Below are 18,461 nucleotides of genomic sequence, written 5' to 3'. Positions count from 1 at the left end.
AGTAATTTGACCTGTTTTATAATAGGTATTTCCCAGACTGGTTTTTGTTTCTGCCCATCGCTGAGGATAATCAGAAATAGTGTAGACTTCTAAGGCATTAATATATGACGAAATCGCCTTCTCTAAATTCTTTTGTTTATTACCCAGAACCCTTTCAGCGTAAGTAGAACCGAGGTTATTTTGACTGCTAAGTCATCTCTTAATGCAGGTGCAGGCAAAAGACTATATCCGAGAGATTCAAATTCGGTTGATTGTGCAACCTGTGATAGAGCGACTCCTGTCTCGTTTTGGTAGTGTAGCAGTGATCGAGGCAAGAGCAAGGCAATTATTGATGGAGCGAGGGAAAATCCCAAGGTATATTGGGGGCAACCTGATCAACCTGCTGGTGCAGCTTCAAGTAGATTTGCGTGGCTCTGACTTTTCCGATCTCGTGGTACAACCTGACTTTTCCCGTTAAGTCTCTTTTGCAAGCTGCCAGCTTTTACAGAGGTCGTGTAATTTTAACCAACATCGAGCGCGTAGGCATATCGCCCTCAATAGTCTGGTGCAAGTTCAATCCCCAGTTCCATCTCACCTGCATCACACCCCCTGACCCGCAGGGAGCAGCAGCCGACAAGCACCTAAGATTCACGCCGTTGCACAATAGGAAGTTGGTAGTTGAGTTGAGGATGCTCACAAGCCCATGTGCAAAATTTCTCAAACAAACGTGTTAAATTTTCGCCACTGGCTTGACTTGGTTCGTAAAATATCTGGCTGCGAGAGTCAGCTTGATAGTCCAGGAATGGAGATCGATCTAACTCAATGAAATCACGCAGCAGAAATCTTTTGGTTACGATTTCCATACTAGAAAGCTTAATGTTCAAACTGTATAACCATTTATTATACGGAAACTTTCCGTATAATCTTTTTCTAGATAGCGATAATATAAACATTAGAGGTTGTGGGGGAAGTAGGAAAGCATAATCGTCAAGGAAATCAAGTGTTTTGCCCGTATAGTAGCCAAACGGTAACAAATAGACTGGCACAACAGCAGCCAAAAGACATTTCAACCGTGCTTATTTGACGGATTTGGAAGATAAACTGCTGAGTTTTCTGGAATTTGAGATTAAAGACTAATGCAGCCTAAAATTTTACTTAGGACTGTTGCTCTTACCTGCATGAATACTCAGACACGCTCCAATTCCCCAGACATTTATTCGATTTTGAGCCAAACTCAACGCTTGCGGGTTAGCGATGGAGAAATTAAACCCGTTTTAGATGGTTGCATCTCTCGAAAAGGAAACTTTACGTATTTATGGTGTGCTAAATAAACAACTGCAAGACAATGAATTTATCTGTGGTGACTATTCTATTGCTGATATTGCTACTTACCCGTGGGTAGCGATTTATGAATTTGTTGGTTTAACACTCGATAACTACCCAAATCTCAAACGTTGGGTGGATATGGTGCAGCAACGTCCGGCTGTGCAACGCGGAATGCAAGTCCCTTAAATACAGGAGGAGGGATGAGTCAACAACGGGGATGATCTAAACTCCATCCCAGCAACAGTAAAATCATTCGCTCGAAAGTAACCGCAAAGCAATCCCAAGTATTACCGCATTACAGACGGCATCGGTTTGACGCAGTGTGATGCTGTCCCGGGAACGATGCTCCAAAGTTAGATCGGACTTTAATTCTCAGTTACAGACCTAGATTCTCAATAATAACAGTTATTTAGCTGCGATGCCTGCGGTGGTCACTGAGCTTGTCGAAGTGCGGGCTGTGCCTACGCACGCCTAAATAGGTGATTTAGCACCCGAATTTTAAACACCTTACAAAATCGCATTGCTCCCTTTGTTAGTCGAATGATCTTGCAGTCGAGCGCACTTAGAGAAAAGCTGATAGGTGTGGCCGATTGTTCAGCAGACGTTGAGCTATTGCCCGAACATAAGAGAGGTTTATTTACCTTCCCATAAACCGTATTATAGTGAGGAGATTAGCATAAAGGTTGGCTCCTCAAAAGTTTTCAAACACCCTAGCTATCAGCATTTTTCAAATATTTTATGCAACTGGATCTAAAAATAATTCATGTAAAAGCAAAAAATAAATCATTGAAGTAGTAAAAAAATCAATTTAATATATTTTATAGTAATTCTTCTTTAAAGTAGATTAATTAATATTAAAAAAAGTTTATTAATCAATATTAAAGATTGTTTATTAATTAAACATGTACTTTTTAACTGATTCCGAGGGTGGCAATACCAAACCGATCAATGTTTTGAGGGTATTACTCACCATACAAAAAATTATATTTTTTTAAAATTTAGACCAAGTTTTACATTAGGTAACTTTGTTATTTTAATCAAAAAAGGATAATTATGTTTAGTTCACGTATAGGCTGGCTGATGACTGCAAACTTAACTGTAATCAGTTTAGGTTTATTGATGCAAAGTGTAAAAGCACAAAGTAATTATAATAATTATACGTTTAGTATTGACTACAATACATTTGTTACTATTGACCCAACCTTCAGACCAGACTTAGGAATTATTAGAGCAACTGTCAAAGGTAAAAGTACTAAATTGGCTCCTTATGGATTGAATTCGTTTATTAGTGATGATTATGGCAAACTTGAACCGATTGAAAACCCCTCGATTAATAAATATACATTTAACTCAAATCCAAGCGTGTTTGGTTTAGAGGGGGAACTCGCTTTCTCTGACAGGTATTATGGCGGTGCTAATGAATTATTTGGCAAAGCAAGTGACAGCGCTGAAATTAATTTTGCCGCAGGCATTATCAAAGGTGGTGGTACTATTACCATCTTTGGGGGAACAGGTTTATTCCAAAATGCTATAGGTAAAATTGCTTTTACCGAACAAGACCAACTTAATCCCTCTGGAAGCCCTTCTCAAGGTTTAGCTAAACTGAACTTCATTGTGGAAACTCCTCAAAAGGTTCCAGAACCAATGGCAACTACAAGTTTAATTGCTATAGGTTTAATTGGAGGAAGTTTAGTAATTAGCCGACGTTATAAAAAAAGTTCTTCATCCAACATAATCAATTAAATATAGAAAATAGAGCAAGCAATCACTCTGTAAGTCTAAAATTGCGAAAATTTGCTTCCAATCTTTTTCTTTTGGTACAATCACTACTATTGGGTTAGCTGATCAGCAGTTGCAAGACAATTGTATGATTTGTTATCTAAAGGAGACAATATAAAGATTTTATAACTAAAAAATTAATCGCAATAGACCCTACGGCATTATAATTTTCAGGATTTAAAGTGTAGTTGCAATGAATAATCCTTTGATAAACTTGCGAAATTGTTATTCACATTTTTTTTTAGAGTTTGTATGATATCCCTCTTCTGTCACTCTCTGGAGTGAGCAAGTAGTAACTAAGTGAAATTATCCAGAAGCATAGCAGGAACAAATTCAACGTGGGAAAAATCAGGTAATTTAGGTTGCCAGAAGGCTGTTTTAAACAACCTAGTAAGCGGTAGGAAATTAGAGAGCAATTGCTGAAAAAGTATGAAATACGGCTTTGCACAAGACTTGTAGAAGGAAATCAGCTAATCATATGTAAACAGCTGAACGTTTCTACAATCAAGGCACTTACGCGCCCGCAGCTTTTCGCCTTCCCCCCACCCAGCTGCATCAGCACGAAAATACACCCACTGACTTACTGATTCTCCAACGGTACGACCCCAAATAAAATTTTGTGAACCGCAGATAGGACATGGCGTTTCTTGTGGTGTGTAGCTTTTTTGATCTGGTTGCTTGTTCATAAACTCGACTCTAATAATTGATGCAAAATCTCCCTGAGTTGCTTATGTAAGTGTTTCAAGACTCCCAGACGAAATTGGAATTGTCAAGTAACTCGTTATTGGTGTGGGGATGAAAGTAGATTTGGTCTTCAGACCGGAACGGGGAAATTAATCACACTAACGGGAGTAAAACCAGTTGTCTTTACACAATGGATGCATAGATAATTTTTCTATATAAGGAGTCGTAGAACCATTAACAGTAGAGAACTTTATCCGGGAATTTACACATTTAGCTCCAATGTGTTTTGAAATGTTTTTAGAAAAGTTTGCCGGAGCATATCCAGATGAAATACATATTATTCAAGTAAATAATCGGGCATTTCACTGAGCGGAATTATCTGCGAGTTTCAGAAAATATAATTCTTTTGTTTTAGCCTCCGTATACACCAGAAGTCAACCCAATAGAAAAATTATGGAAAGAAATTAAAAAAACTTTGAAATGGGAATGTTTTCAGAGGTTAGATGAGTTACGAGAAGCTGTATGGAAACAGTTAGATAAATTAACTACTCAAGTTAAATCTATTGCTGGCTGGAATTTTATTTTAAAGGCGTTACTTATATCACGCTTTTCGTGAAATGGTATAACTATGAACAAGATCAACATATTTTTTCATAATTTTGATGAATAAAGGTAGTACCATTCGATGATGAAACCCCCAAGGAGTTATTACGATGCTGAGTTTGGACAGATGAGAATCGAAGATAACTACTGGACTTTAGCACAATGCGCTGTTTTGGGCGATCGCCGTGTACCGATTTGTGTGGATTTTGAACAGGGGCAGATTGGTGAACTTTCATCGCTTCAGCGTGAAGCTATTCGGCAAGCTCTAGCCTTGCTACCCGATGTGTTACGCATCACTGCTCCTCTGGTGCTGCAAAATTATGATGTATATCGTGACATGATTGGAGATCAGGAAATGCCGATGTTGGCTAATCCCATTCAGGTCTGGGATCAGGTCACTTTCTCATATATCTATGTACCGCCACACGTTGAGTATGACCTGGATATTGCTACCTTTAAATTGATAGCTGAATGTGACTGGGAGCCAGAACACGGCTTAGAAGTACGCTTTTGCAATGGAGTAGCAGACGATGCAGATCAGATAGGTGAAACAGGACGGTAAAAACTATATAGCTTGGTATAAAACCGTGGTGAATTGAGGCATATCGCTTATATGCTGTGATACGCTGTCAGAAAAACCAAGTACAGTGCACAGGACATGGTTGCTGATCATGATGTGCTGAGAAGAGGGAATCTGGGGATAAGACAAGTAAGTAAGCGACACAATAGCGTAGCGTTAACGATGCAGGAGCGTTATAACCCCTTAAAGTAGATATCGCTAGTCGGTGCAGTCCATCGCCTAAGAGCAATCGATTCTCGCGAGTGATTGGCGAAAGCCCTGCTGATGTGGGCTATTGCAGTGATATGTTGTGGGAAATCTGGTGCGAAGATTCGGTTTAGCAGCTTTTGTGTTAAAAAAGCTACTGCGGAGGGAAAACTTAAACCAATTCGCAATTCACAATTACGTTTTGTGACGGGGATTTAGACCCCGACACAAAACGCGCTGCCTGTCTTACTGGGGACTTAAACCCAATACGGTTCAGTTAAGGACTACTGGTAAAAAATTTTGGGTTTTCGAGACGCGATAAATTGCCGTCTTTACAAATATTGGACTTAAACCCCCAAAGTTTGTTAAAACAAGATCCTATGTTGAAGATTTTGATTGTAATTCGTCAGCCGAACGCTACAAATTACAGGACGGGAGCAACAGTAGTGGTAACGTGTGTGTGAGTTGAAAGGATAGCGATCGCGCTTGTAGCTTTATTGAAGGCATCCGCGATTTAGAGCAGATGCACTGGTAGTCTAAAGACATGGTTGCTGGTGATGGGGTGCTGATGAGCGAAAATTCTGGGGATATTGGAAGTAAGCGCAGTGCAGCGGCTCGTAGTCCATTGCCTAAGAGCAATCCATTTTCCCTTTGATTGCCGAAAGTCCTGCTGTATGTTTATTGACAGATGACAAATCCCTCTGAAGTCATATATATATTCTGTACTGTGATAGAGGATTTTTTGCCCCTACTTGAGTATTCTACTTAAATTAGATAAAGAAATTGTCAGAAAAATCAAAATTTTTCTGCTTTTTACCTAGTTTTTAGTGTATTTTGCTTAAAGGGAAACAATTTTTAAAGTGATACTAGTAGGAGATAAATAGTCTTAAAATCATGATGGTAAATATGAATGTGACAAATGAATTTAAAAGTAATAACACTAATATTTAGCAGCAAAAAAGAGGAGCTAAAACTGATATGAATCCATCATCTGACGAAGTGATGCATGATGAAGTGATACAGACAAACAAAACAATTAATATAGATGGTCAGCGTCCAGTCGATCCAAGTAATATTGAAATTAAAGAAATAATTAATATAGATGGTCAGCGCCCGATTGGCAAGAATGAAAACGATTATGATAAAACAATTAATATAGATGGTCAACGTCCGATTGGGAAGAGCGCATTTCAAGAACATTCGATGCTAACTGTAGACGGTAAGCGTCCAATTGATCCTAGTGATTTAGAGATTGAAGCTGTTCAAGACTTAGATGGTCAACGTCCGATCGCTAAAAGTAATTTTCAAGTTCAGGATACTTTAGAGATAGATGGTAGCCGCCCAATAGGTTCAAATAACACTGTTGAAGAGCCAATATTAACAGATTATATAGACTAAAAGCACGACTTTCCAAGACACTGTAAAGTGGTGAACATAAAACAGGGGTATGCAGTAATCTATATTGTCATACTTTGTTGTACTACACCTTTTCTAACCCGTTTAGTGTATGCAATAAGAAAGAGTTATTAATGAATTGCCAAGGAAATATGACCGTTGTATTGAGCATTTGTAATTTATAGTGTTCTGCCAATAAAAGTAGATAGTGGGATAGAGCAAATGCACTTAATACTTTATTCGCGCTCAAAGACAAAAATAATTTAAATCGGTTTGTCTTCGGGTCACACGGCTTCTATAAATTTAGCAATCGGTAATTTTCTACATCCAAAAAACTTTTGGGCAGCGTTACCTCATCTCTCCATCGACTAGAGCCTAACTCATGCCATTACTGCTCAATTGCATTAAACACTGTAGCGCTTATTCTGCATAGCTTAGAGCTGTTCTTAGTGCCATTCGGAAATTGGGGTTAGTTGTCGTTGATTACCTGCAAATGAAGTGATTATACCCAAGGATATAAAGACTTTATATATTTTCATGCTTTTGGCAGACGATAGCTGTCACAGCAACAAGTCATGCTGTTAAGCAACAAATATTATTCTCACCTTTTCTTTTGTATTTAACAGAATAAAAGTTTTTTAACAGGATTTCTCCAAGGACTTACTAGTGATTACTGGGCATAAATTACCACTGAACCCTCTCACTCACTTACTATTTTAGCTAGTTTCAAACTTTTTTGAAACGAAAGTAGGACTAGCCCTTTCAAGGTGGGTAAAAATGTTAGTCAAAAAACCTCTTTTTAACTTATTACCTCTGTGTTCTCTGCGTGTGGAGTAGTTAGATAAATTACTTTTAAACCACAGAGACACAGAGGAGGGCAGTTGCGTGGGCGGGTTTCCCGACTTGAGCAAACTGCCCGTAGTGCAGAGAGAAAAAACGAGATTTTTCGAGTCACCTTGAAAGAGCTAGAAAGTAGGACTTACGCACTGTACAAATTAACCATAATGTGTATTCCGCAAAAAGTCCGTTTTAGACGCTGATCGCAACCCTGAAAAAGCTGGCATATTTACTGCGTTGGGTGTTAGACATGGCTCAAAAGCCCAATTTTCGTATAGTACATATGTATAATGCGTAAGTTCTAGAAAGCTGTCTAACCCGGATACGTTGACGACCTGACAAGCGAGGGAATTAAAGGGATAAAAGTCGTCGTTAAGCGTTGCCGTCCAGATACGTTAAGGTCGAGCTATAACCAAGAGCCTGTCTGAGTGTGAGTTTTGCCCAAGAGCCATGCAAAAATAAAGGAGACTTGAAGATGTCGATGCTAAGAAAAACTCTTACCAAATTTGCAGGAAACCGTTTTACACAAGATTTCTTGGAGAAGGCCGTTGCTGGCGCTCAATTCTGGATGGGATTTGGTTGCGGAGCTAGTGTTGAATCTAGTGGTGAAAGTGCAGTGTTGGATTTTGTATATCAAAAGCAAAAAGCCCCTTACTGCATTTTTGATGTAGGTTCCAATCAAGGACAGTATCTAAAACTTATATTAGGAATTTTTCCAGAAGACAACCTTTCGGTTCATTGTTTTGAGCCAAGTTCTTACACATTCGGAATTCTCAAATCTAGTGTAGAGCCAAAAGTAAAGAGTAAGGTCAAGTTAAACAATTTAGCTCTTGGAAACATAGAAGGCGAATTGAGATTGCATTATAATAAACCAGGTTCAGCTTTAGCTTCTCTCACTAAGCGCAGACTCGATCATTTCGGTATCACTTTCGACGATTCTGAAGTTGTAAGAGTAGATACAGTTGATAACTATTGTAACAAAAATAATGTTCAGCAGATAGATTTGCTTAAGCTGGATGTTGAAGGGCATGAGCTAGATGTCCTTGTAGGTGCATCTGAAATGTTCCTTAAACAAGCAATTAATGTAGTTAGTTTTGAGTTTGGGGGATGTAATATTGATACTCGAACTTTTTTTCAAGACTTCTTCTATTTTTTCAATAATATAAACATGAGTTTATTTCGTATTACTCCTGCCGGTTACCTCTATCCTATTAAATCGTATAAGGAAGTATTCGAGCAGTTTAGACCAACTAATTATTTAGCAATAAAGAATGACTAAGAAGTGGTTCATAAACAAAAGCTTAAGTCGCTAATCGCTTGACCATAAGACGAATTAATGAGTCATAAATCTATGATTAACTTTTAATTGCTGGCAGATGCTTTTTTTTAGCTTTTCTACTTTGTATACTAAGCTTTTTCCGCAATGCCTCCATGTAAGTGTAAAACACTGGAGTCAGATAGAGAGTCAATATCTGAGAGAACAGCAATCCACCAACGATCGCAATCCCCAAAGGCCGACGCGCTTCTGAACCTACTCCCGTCCCCAGAGCAATCGGGAGTGTGCCAATCAAAGCTGCCATCGTCGTCATCATAATCGGGCGGAAGCGAATTAAGCAAGCGGCATAGATGGCATCAAAGGAATTTTTCCCTTCCTTTCGCTGCGCTTCTATGGCAAAATCCACCAGCATAATCCCGTTTTTCTTGACAATGCCCACTAGCAGGATGATGCCGATGAAAGAGTAAAGATTTAAATCAACCTGGAAAATCAGCAGCGTTAGTAATGCGCCAAAACCCGCCGAAGGTAGACCGGAAAGAATGGTGATTGGGTGAATGAAATCCTCATAGAGGATACCGAGAATCAGATAGATTACTAAAATAGACACCAACAACAGCACGCCTAAATCGTTGAAGGACTGTTGGAAGGTTTGGGCTGAACCCTGAAAGCTGGGGATAATTGTTGAGGGTAGCATCTCACTGGCTACTTGCTTGATAGCATCTGTAGCCTGACTTAGAGATGTTCCTGGTAGGGTGTCAAAAGAGATAGTTGCAGAGGGGAGTTGAGCAACGTGAGTGACAGTGAGGGGGCCGACATTCTGGGTGATATTGGCGATCGCACTTAGGGGAACCTGTTTTCCAGTACTCGATTGCACATAAAGCATCGATAAGGCACTGGGATCTCGCTGAAACTCTGGTTTCACTTCTAAGATTACATAAAATTGGTCATTTGGGGTATAGATAGTTGATACCTGGCTGGAACCATAGGCAGCGCTGAGGGTTTGTTCAACTTCTTGGGCGGTAATCCCAAGAGTGGCAGCTTTGTTATGGTCAACTTGGACTTGGATTTGAGGAGTGCTGAGTTGTAAATCGCTGTCAACGTCCCGGAGTCCTGGTAGGGTTTTGACTTTATCCACAAGTTTAGGAACGTATTGGCGCAAATCTTGCAAATTTAAGCTCTGCAACGTGAACTGATAAGTAGAATTGCTTTGTTGACCACCGATGGGAATAGCTGGCGGAGAGCGGAGAAATGTTTTAATTCCAGTTGTTCGTCTCAACTTGGGGGTTAACTCTTGAATGATTTCGTCAGCACTCAGTTTACGTTGAGAACGCGGCTTGAGCCGAATTGTAATTCGCCCGGAGTTGACCGATGCGTTCGGGCCACTTGCACCCACAATCGAGTCAACTGCTTCAATGTTAGGGTCTTTACGAATGATATCAACAACCGTTTGCTGGTGACGCCGCATATCATCAAAAGAAATATCTTGCGCTCCTTTCGTGTTCGCCATCAGTTGTCCGGTGTCTTCTGTGGGAATAAATCCTTTGGGAACGATGATGAACAAATAGACGGTCATTACCAGCAGAATGCCAGAACCAATCAGTGTCATCAGGCGGTATTTTAAGACGGGCTTGAGCGTCCAATCATATCCTTGCAATAGTAAATCAAATGCCCGTTCTGAGACTCGATACACCAGATTTGGTTTTTGCTGATGGGATGAAGTTAGAAAGCGACTGCACAACATTGGGGTGAGACTGAGGGAAACAAAACCCGAAACCAAAATTGCCACAGCGATCGTCACGGCAAATTCATGAAATAATTTACCGATTATTCCACTCATAAACATGATCGGGATGAACACCGCCACTAGGGAGAGGGTCATTGACAAAATTGTGAAGCTGATTTCCTTTGATCCCTTCAATGCCGCGTCTAGGGGAGATTCGCCCATTTCTCGATAACGGACGATATTTTCCAACACAACGATCGCATCATCCACGACAAAGCCCACCGAGAGGGTCAACGCCATTAGTGAGAGGTTGTCTAAGGAGAAGCCCGACAAATACATCACAGCAAAAGTCCCAATAATAGCTACAGGTAGCGCCAAACTGGGAATTAGCGTCGCAGTAATGTCACGCAAGAATAAGAAAATCACCAAGACAACTAGACAAACCGAGAGAACCAAGGTAAACTTCACATCGTTGACAGAGGCTCGGATTGTTTGGGAGCGATCGTACATAATTCCCATCTCAATCGATTTGGGAACTTGTTCGCGGAGTGTAGGTAAAAGTTTCTGGATAGCATCAACGATATTCACTGTATTGGCTCCCGGCTGTGGCTGCACGGCGAGAACAACGGAATGACGGTTTGTTACCTTGCGATCGCTATACAAATTCGAGACTTTGACGTTTTGTTCACTGTCAATCACCTGCCCCAAATCCTGGAGCCGCACGGGCGCACCATTTTTGTAAGTTACAATCAACTGGCGATAGCTGGCAGCATCGGTGAGTTGACCGTTTGCCTGAATCGTATAACTTTTGTAAGGGCCAGAGAGACTGCCGATTGGTAAGTTGACATTTCCCTGTTGAATTGCAGTTTTCACCTGAGTTAGACCAATTCCCCGCGATGCCAACTCTCGCGGGTCAAGCTGGACGCGGACTGCATATTGCTGTTGACCAAAAACCTGTACCTGAGCAACACCATTGATCATCGATATTGGCTGACCAACTGTTACCTCTGCGTATTCATCTACTGTCGAGATTGGCTGTGTCTCAGAATACATATAGAGGAAGAGAACTGGTGAGACAGACGGGTTAACTTTGCGGTAGGTGGGTGGGTGAGGCATTCCGGCCGGGAGTTGTCCTGCTGCGGCTGAAATGGCTGCCTGTACATCTTTTGCAGCATCCTCCACTCTGCGACTAAAGTCAAATTGTAGGGAAATATTGGTGCTGCCAGTTGAACTGGTGGAATTGAATGAATTGAGTCCGGCAATTTCGGTAAACTGTCTTTCTAGGGGTGCGGCGACCGAAGATGACATTGTTTCTGGGGTAGCACCAGGGAGACTAGCAGAGACAGATATAAAAGGATATTCAACGTTAGGCAGCGCACTGATTGGTAACAGGAAATAACTCATCAGACCGAAGATGAGGATACCCATCATCACCAAAGTGGTCATGACCGGACGACGAATGAAGAGTTCTGAAAGGTTCATGAGTTGTATTCTCCCAGAAATGTGGTGGGGATGCGATCGCAGCAATACGCTTGGGTTATAGGCTTAACTCTTTACGAACCGCAGAGGCGCAGAGGACACTGAGAGAAGAAAGAAATGCTTAACTGAATGTTGGGTTTTAACACCGGAGACAGGAAAAAACGGCTTTAATAATCTGGTTTCAACACATATAGCTGTAAAAAACTCTCTTGATTATCCTCTCTGTGTCCTCTGCGTCTCTGCGGTTCGTTTAAAAAATATATTTTTACTCAGTTAGTTGCAAACTGATATTGCCTGTTGAAAATCACGATCGCCCATTTGTAAATGAAAATACCCGACGGAACTTAACTTGACTGAGCTTCTTCCGCCATGACTCCATGTAAATATAAAACACAGGAGTTAAATACAGAGTCAATATCTGAGAAAACACCAGTCCACCCACAACGGCAATACCTAGAGGACGGCGGGATTCTGAACCAGCCCCAAATCCGATCGCTATCGGTAAGGTTCCCATTAGCGCTGCCATTGTCGTCATCATAATCGGGCGAAAGCGCACCAAGCAGGCTTGATAAATCGCCTCAGATGGCTTTTTCGATTCATTTCGCTGGGCTTCAATGGCAAAATCCACCATCATGATGCCGTTTTTCTTGACGATGCCCACCAAGAGAATTATGCCGATGAAGGAGTAAACATTCAGTTCGACATGGAATATGATCAGCGTTAACAATGCGCCAAAACCTGCTGAAGGCAAACCGGAAAGAATCGTAATCGGGTGAATAAAATCCTCATAGAGAACACCCAAAATCAGATAAATTACTAGGACAGCGATCGCTAACAGTAAACCCAAACTCGGCAGTGAACTTTGAAATACCTGGCTTGCGCCCTTAAAGTTGGTGCTAATGCTGGCAGGAATTACCTGATCAATCAGTTTTTCAATCTCTTGGTTGGCATTTCCCAAGGACACACCAGGGGCGAGGTTAAAGGAAATAGTGGCGGCGTTCATCCGACCGTTATGGTTGACCATTAACGGGCTGACTCCCTGAGATAGTTTGGCGAATGTCTTCAGAGGAACTGCCACTCCTGTGCTGGAGTTAATGTACAATGTCAACAAAGCATTGATATCCTCCTGATACTGGGGCGCTAATTCCAGAATCACCTGATACTCATTGGTCGCTGCATAGATGGTTGATATTTGGTAAGAACCGTAAGCATTTCTCAGGGTATTTTCGATTTGCTCGGCGGTGATCCCATAAGTTGAGGCTTTATCGCGGTCAATATCAATTTGAATTTGGGAAGCAAACTGTAAATCGCTGTTGACATCCTGGAGTTCTGTCAAAGTCTTCATCTTGACAACAAGTTGAGGAACATATTGCTGTAAGGGTTTGACATCAGAACTCTGGAGTGCTAGTTGATAAAGTCCTGTACTTTGTTGAGCGCCAATCGGAATCGCTGGGGGATTTTGTAAGAATACTTGGATGCCTGGAACAGTGGCGAGTTTGGTTCGCAAATTTTGAATGATTTCGTCAGCCCCAAGTTGGCGCTGTGATCGCGGTTTTAACCGAATAAACAAACTCCCGGAATTGGCTGCAACTGCTGCCCCACTACCACTAGCACTGGCTCCCGCCCCGATATTGGAGTTGACTGCATCTACATTCGGGTCTTGACGGATCAGGTTAGCAACTGTCTGCTGATGCTGGACAAGATTATCAAAAGATGCATCCTGGGCTGCTTGGGTAATGCCTGTAATTTGTCCGGTATCTTGGCTAGGAATAAAGCCTTTGGGAACTATCACCAACAGCCCAACTGTCACCGCGAACAGAAAGACAGATAAAATCATCGTGGTGCGGTGATATTTTAAGACTTTTTTCAGACTCCAATCGTACAGACCCAGCAAGCGATCGAACACATATTCGGAAGCTTGATATAACCGACTTTGATTAGCATGATCCACAGGACGCAGAAAACGGCTGCACAACATCGGAGTCAGACTCAAAGACACAAAACCAGATACGAGAATTGCAACTGCGATCGTCACAGCAAATTCATGAAATAATCGTCCTAGCACTTCACTCATGAACAACATGGGGATGAACACTGCAACCAAAGAAAGGGTCATCGATAGAATTGTGAAACCAATTTCTCTCGACCCATTCAACGCCGCTTCTAGCGGACGTTCCCCCATTTCCATGTGACGGACGATATTTTCCAGCATGACGATCGCATCATCCACTACGAAGCCCACAGAAAGGGTCAACGCCATCAGCGACAAGTTATCTAGTGAGTAGTGCAGCAAATACATTACTGCAAAGGTACCAATCAGCGAAACGGGTAATGCCAAACTGGGAATCACCGTCGCCGAGAGGTTCCGCAAAAATAGGAAAATCACTAAGATAACTAAACCAATGGTCAGAATCAACGTAAATCTGACATCATCCACCGAATCTCGAATCGACTGAGATGCATCATAGAGAATCCCAATTTCCACGGATGCTGGAATCTGGCTTCGCAAATTTGGGAGCAATTTTTTAATCGTGTCTACGACTTGCACCGTATTGGTTCCGGGCTGTCTTTGAATGGTGAGAATAATCGCGCGGGTATTGTTGTACCAGCTTGCTACCTTGTCATTTTCTACACTGTCAATGATCCTACCCAGTTGATTGAGATAGATGGGCATTCCATCTTTGTAAGACACAATCAGCTGGCGATAAGCAGCCGCATCCTCAAGTTGCCCGTTTGTCTGGACTGTAAAGTTCTTGTGATTTCCTGAAAGACTGCCGGTGGGCAAATCGACGTTATTCTGTTGAATCGCCGTTGCTACCTGATCTAACCCAATTTGCCGTGTTGCCAATTGCTGCGGATCAAGTTGAATTCGAGCCGCATACTTTTGGGAACCGTAGACAGCTACCTGTGCTACCCCATTGATTGTAGATAGCTTTTGCGCCAAATAAGTCTCAGCATAATTGTCCACCTGGGAAAGGGGCAAAGTAGGAGAGTCCAGATAAAGGTAAAGAATCGGTTGATCGGCGGGGTTAACCTTGCTGTATGTAGGAGGATTGGGTAAATCAGTCGCAATTTGCCCTGATGCTCCCGATATCGCTGCTTCCACATCCTGCGCCGCATCATCAATATTCCGGCTCAGGTTAAATTGCAGGGTAATTTGAGTCTGGCCCAGAGTGCTAGTTGAGTTGAGCGAATCGAGTCCAGCAATGCTAGAAAATTGCTTCTCTAGGGGACGGGCAACCGATGCTGCCATCGTTTCGGGGCTGGCTCCCGGTCGAGCGGCACTTACCTGAATTGTGGGATAATCTACATTTGGTAAATCGCTAATTGGCAGCAAGCGATAACTCATGAAACCGAAGATTAAAATCGCCGCCATCACCAGAGTCGTCATGATCGGACGGCGGATAAATGGTTCTGAGAGGTTCATGAATCACCTCCGCCTGAGTTGGGGCGTTCTCCCCCCTGCTGCCTGCCCCCTGCCCCCCTTCCTCTTCTCGAGGAATTTCTATCTGCATTTGAGTTATTGCCGGCTGTTTTGATGCGGATTTTGCTCCCCGAAACGAGATTCGCTTGACCATCGGTGACAATTTTATCGCCTGGTTGCGGCCCTTTCTGAACCACATCTAGCCCCTGAATGGTGCTGCTAACTGTAACTGGAACATTTTCCACCGTCATGTCTGGCTTAACTACAAAGACAAACTGACCATCCGGGCCATTCTGCACCGCTTGGGAGGGAACAACCGTTGCATTCGGTTGTTCAGTCAGCGTTAGCGTTGCGTTCACAAATTGACCGGGAAATAAGTGTCCCTGAGTGTTGTCAAAGTCGCCAATCAGTTGAATTGTCCCCGTGGTGTTATCGACCGTATTATTGACAAATGCCAAAACACCTGGTAGGGGATGAGCTTGATTATCAGGGAACGTTACATCTACCTTCAGCTTGCCATTCTGCATATACTTTTGTACCTGGGGCAGATTTGTTTCGGGAATGGAAAAAGCAACTTGAATCGGGCGAATTTGGCTAATGGTTACTAATGGAGTCGTGCTGTTGGCTTGCACCACATTGCCCAGAGTCACCAGAATATTGCCAGCGCGACCATCAATCGGCGCATAAATTTTGGCGTAAGATAATTGCACTTTGGTATTGTCCAATGCTCCCTGGTCGGAACGGACAACGGCTTGAGCATTTGCGATCGCAGCTTGATCGCCCTGAACAACAGCTCCGGCATTAGTCAGCGCCACTCGATCGCTTTTCAAAACAGCCTCAGCATTAGCGATCGCTTCTCGATCTGCTTGTAGGGTTGCTGTAGCCGATTTGCTGTTGGAAACGTATTGCTGTGCTGTATCCAAACTGATAGCACCCTTCTTGTACAATGCACCATAGCGATCGCTCTGTCCTTTGGCAAATTGTGCTTGGGCTTGATCCTTGGCTAAAGTCGCCTGGGCTTGTCGCACCAAAGCTTGGTCTTTGATTAAAGTCGCCCTAGCTTGGTCTACCTGACCCAAATCCCTAGCTAATGTAGCTCTTGCTTGTTGTACCGAGGCTTGGTCTTTCGCTACAGTTCCTTGAGCTTGCTGGATTGCAGCAGTTTGCGATCGGTCATCCAGGGTAAACAAAAGTTGTCCCTTTTTTACGTCTTGACCTTTCTTGAAATAAACTCCAATGATCCGTCCACTAGCTTCGGGCGTAATTGATACTGTAGACCCCGATTGCACATTGCCGATCGCCTGCAATTGTACCGGAACCGTTTTTTGTGTGACCATTGCCACGGTTACAGGTGTTACTTGCTGTTTATTACGCCCAGATTTTTCAGTTTTGTCTGACTTGGCTGCACCTGCATGGATACCCAAAAAACCCAGCCCAGCCAGCAATATCACCCCCAAAATTACCAAACTAATCTTTTTTGGCGATCGCTTTTTTGGCGATCGTGGTAGCTCTGGTTTTATACTGTTCTCAGTTAAATCGTTAGCAATTTCATGGTTCATGAGAACCTCCAGTGGATCTTAGTTTATTAGAAACAGCCAAATCCTTTACCACCTCAATTCCCGCTGATCCCAATTTCATTTGAGGCGGCACATATGACTAATTTGTTTTTTTCGGTTTGCTTTATGTGCCTTATAAACGGTAATTTTGTCGAGTTAAAATAAAACCTATAATATTGCTCAATATCACTCAGGGAATCATAGTCGAAAGATTTCATCATCTTAAATCCTCTGATATAAACTTGTATTTTTGTTGATTTATTACATAGTTAGCTGTCGCTGGAGAAGGTTGAGAGCTTGTTTTTCTATTTGCCGGACTCGTTCTCGACTAATACCTATACGCTGACCAATCTGTTCTAGAGAAAGTTCGTGACCGTCTATCAAACCAAAGTGCAAATTTAATATTTCTTGCTGTTGTCGAGGCAAATTTGACAATAAATTTTCAACGTCATGATTGAGAGACTCTTTATTGGTATAGCCAACATCAGAATATCTGTAATCTTCTATTAAGTCTTCTAATTTTATATCTTTATCTGATCCAACTCGAATATCGAGAGAGATAGTTTTACGAGCCAAAAGTATAAATTCTCGAATCTGACTAGGCTCTAAAGAAAGTGCATTAGCAATTTCCGTACTGGTGGGAACACGACCCAGTTTTTGAGATAACTCTCGCTGAACACGCTTAATTTTGTTTAACTTTTCATTGATGTGAATAGGTAATCGAATCGCACGTCCTTGCTGGGCGATCGCTTTGGTAATTCCCTGGCGAATCCACCAGTAGGCGTAGGTTGAAAACTTGTATCCTAGAGCCGGATTGAATTTCTCAACCCCTCTCTCCAAACCCAAAGTACCTTCTTGAACTAAGTCCATAAACTCTAAATTACGTCTCTGATATTGCTTGGCAATTGACACCACCAGCCGGAGATTAGCCGCCATCATTTTCTGCTTGGCTTTTTTCCCTTGATTTAGCTGCTGAAGTAGTTCCTGTTCAGTTAACTGCATCTGGTTAGCCCATTCTGGCAGTGTGGGTGTACGCTTTAATTCAACAGCCAGTTTTTTTGATTCAGCAAGTATTGTGATCATTTGCTGAATTTGCTTGGCAAAAAAAATTTCTTGCTCCTGGGTTAACAGAGGTATCCGTCCAATTTCTTGAAGATAGGTACGTACTGTATCAGCTGTAGATTGAGATGCTTTGCTTGTGTTACTAGCTTTGGTATTTTGGGATATTAAGTTACTCATAGTAAGTTACCTTATGCCAATTAATTAGAGGATTTTTTATTAGGGAAAAACCGCAGATAATGACTCAACGAGCCATAGAGGTTTTTATAAAGAAACCAGGTATCAAGTACTAGCTCCAAAAGAGCAATCAACACCCAAATTGCTAGAGAAACAATTACAGGTAGGCTGAGATCAGGAAACTTCCTTTGCAAATCGATAATGCCAAATAACAGCAAAAATAGGAGCGAAACTCCCAGGAGAAAGGACAACTTGACGATCGCGAGAATGAAACGGCTCATCTCTAGGATGCGATTGTAAAGCCTGGAAAATCCCTCCACGATTTCTTCGATGTTATTGATGACAAGTAAAATTTGTTGTCGGTATAGATGGGTAGCTAAGGAGTATTGTTGCTGCAC

13 protein-coding genes and 1 pseudogene are annotated in these 18,461 nt (G+C 42.0%); 7 read left to right on the top strand and 7 right to left on the bottom strand.

Going from position 1 to position 18,461, the window contains the following annotated elements:
• Positions 1-202 precede the first annotated feature (202 nt).
• Positions 203-457, top strand: coding sequence for a hypothetical protein (locus tag V7K46_RS16465; RefSeq protein WP_335114896.1), 255 nt, complete (start codon positions 203-205; stop codon positions 455-457).
• A 163-nt stretch (positions 458-620) separates the two neighbouring features.
• Here V7K46_RS16465 and V7K46_RS16460 read toward each other — a convergent pair whose 3' ends face one another.
• Positions 621-842: a hypothetical protein gene (locus V7K46_RS16460; RefSeq protein WP_335114894.1), complete on the bottom strand. Its 222-nt coding sequence runs from the start codon at positions 840-842 to the stop codon at positions 621-623.
• A 415-nt stretch (positions 843-1,257) separates the two neighbouring features.
• Here V7K46_RS16460 and V7K46_RS16455 point away from each other — a divergent pair, with 415 nt between their 5' ends.
• Positions 1,258-1,491, top strand: a complete 234-nt coding sequence (locus tag V7K46_RS16455) for a glutathione binding-like protein (protein ID WP_335114892.1) — start codon at positions 1,258-1,260, stop codon at positions 1,489-1,491.
• An 867-nt stretch (positions 1,492-2,358) separates the two neighbouring features.
• Complete coding sequence (locus V7K46_RS16450; protein ID WP_335114890.1) at positions 2,359-3,048, top strand: hypothetical protein; 690 nt, start codon at positions 2,359-2,361, stop codon at positions 3,046-3,048.
• Between the two features lie 506 nt (positions 3,049-3,554).
• Here the strand turns inward: V7K46_RS16450 and V7K46_RS16445 are convergent.
• A complete protein-coding gene (locus tag V7K46_RS16445) occupies positions 3,555-3,770 on the bottom strand; it encodes a hypothetical protein (protein ID WP_335114888.1) in 216 nt (71 codons plus the stop codon).
• Positions 3,771-4,453: 683 nt separating this feature from the next.
• Between V7K46_RS16445 and V7K46_RS16440 the strand changes: the two genes are divergently transcribed.
• The 4 genes and pseudogenes from V7K46_RS16440 to V7K46_RS16430 all read left to right on the top strand — a co-directional run bounded on the left by V7K46_RS16440 (position 4,454) and on the right by V7K46_RS16430 (position 8,648).
• Positions 4,454-4,933: a DUF6985 domain-containing protein gene (locus V7K46_RS16440; protein WP_335114886.1), complete on the top strand. Its 480-nt coding sequence runs from the start codon at positions 4,454-4,456 to the stop codon at positions 4,931-4,933.
• Between the two features lie 1,182 nt (positions 4,934-6,115).
• Complete coding sequence (locus V7K46_RS16435; RefSeq protein ID WP_335114884.1) at positions 6,116-6,535, top strand: hypothetical protein; 420 nt, start codon at positions 6,116-6,118, stop codon at positions 6,533-6,535.
• A 1,163-nt stretch (positions 6,536-7,698) separates the two neighbouring features.
• Positions 7,699-7,797 (top strand): annotated as a pseudogene (locus V7K46_RS32070) (hypothetical protein); the annotation flags it as partial.
• Between the two features lie 2 nt (positions 7,798-7,799).
• Positions 7,800-8,648 carry an FkbM family methyltransferase gene (locus V7K46_RS16430; RefSeq protein WP_335114882.1) on the top strand — a complete coding sequence of 283 codons (849 nt, stop codon included), beginning with the start codon at positions 7,800-7,802 and terminating at the stop codon, positions 8,646-8,648.
• 76 nt (positions 8,649-8,724) lie between these two features.
• Here the strand turns inward: V7K46_RS16430 and V7K46_RS16425 are convergent, their stop codons facing one another.
• The 5 genes from V7K46_RS16425 to V7K46_RS16405 form a co-directional block, all read right to left on the bottom strand.
• A complete protein-coding gene (locus V7K46_RS16425; RefSeq protein WP_335114880.1) occupies positions 8,725-11,850 on the bottom strand; it encodes an efflux RND transporter permease subunit in 3,126 nt (1,041 codons plus the stop codon).
• A gap of 301 nt (positions 11,851-12,151) precedes the next feature.
• A complete protein-coding gene (locus V7K46_RS16420; protein ID WP_335114878.1) occupies positions 12,152-15,274 on the bottom strand; it encodes an efflux RND transporter permease subunit in 3,123 nt (1,040 codons plus the stop codon).
• Complete coding sequence (locus tag V7K46_RS16415; protein ID WP_335114876.1) at positions 15,271-16,830, bottom strand: efflux RND transporter periplasmic adaptor subunit; 1,560 nt, start codon at positions 16,828-16,830, stop codon at positions 15,271-15,273. The genes V7K46_RS16420 and V7K46_RS16415 overlap by 4 nt, the downstream gene beginning before the upstream one ends.
• A gap of 258 nt (positions 16,831-17,088) precedes the next feature.
• Positions 17,089-18,066, bottom strand: a complete 978-nt coding sequence (locus V7K46_RS16410; RefSeq protein WP_335114874.1) for an RNA polymerase sigma factor, RpoD/SigA family — start codon at positions 18,064-18,066, stop codon at positions 17,089-17,091.
• Positions 18,067-18,086: 20 nt separating this feature from the next.
• A partial coding sequence (locus V7K46_RS16405; protein ID WP_335114872.1) for a hypothetical protein occupies positions 18,087-18,461 on the bottom strand: 375 nt, incomplete at its 5' end.

It is taken from the genome of Nostoc sp. (assembly GCF_036917395.1).
Classification (GTDB): domain Bacteria; phylum Cyanobacteriota; class Cyanobacteriia; order Cyanobacteriales; family Nostocaceae; genus Nostoc.
The sequence above is the reverse complement of the archived record's forward strand: the minus strand, read 5'-3'. Positions and strand labels throughout refer to the sequence as shown.

Coding starts and splice junctions, on each gene's coding strand:
- V7K46_RS16465 (WP_335114896.1), top strand. CDS start 203: ATGCAGGTGCAGGCAAAAGACTATATCCGAGAGATTCAAATTCGGTTG.
- V7K46_RS16460 (WP_335114894.1), bottom strand. CDS start 842: ATGGAAATCGTAACCAAAAGATTTCTGCTGCGTGATTTCATTGAGTTA.
- V7K46_RS16455 (WP_335114892.1), top strand. CDS start 1,258: ATGGTTGCATCTCTCGAAAAGGAAACTTTACGTATTTATGGTGTGCTA.
- V7K46_RS16450 (WP_335114890.1), top strand. CDS start 2,359: ATGTTTAGTTCACGTATAGGCTGGCTGATGACTGCAAACTTAACTGTA.
- V7K46_RS16445 (WP_335114888.1), bottom strand. CDS start 3,770: ATGAACAAGCAACCAGATCAAAAAAGCTACACACCACAAGAAACGCCA.
- V7K46_RS16440 (WP_335114886.1), top strand. CDS start 4,454: ATGATGAAACCCCCAAGGAGTTATTACGATGCTGAGTTTGGACAGATG.
- V7K46_RS16435 (WP_335114884.1), top strand. CDS start 6,116: ATGAATCCATCATCTGACGAAGTGATGCATGATGAAGTGATACAGACA.
- V7K46_RS16425 (WP_335114880.1), bottom strand. CDS start 11,850: ATGAACCTTTCAGAACTCTTCATTCGTCGTCCGGTCATGACCACTTTG.
- V7K46_RS16420 (WP_335114878.1), bottom strand. CDS start 15,274: ATGAACCTCTCAGAACCATTTATCCGCCGTCCGATCATGACGACTCTG.
- V7K46_RS16415 (WP_335114876.1), bottom strand. CDS start 16,830: ATGAACCATGAAATTGCTAACGATTTAACTGAGAACAGTATAAAACCA.
- V7K46_RS16410 (WP_335114874.1), bottom strand. CDS start 18,066: ATGAGTAACTTAATATCCCAAAATACCAAAGCTAGTAACACAAGCAAA.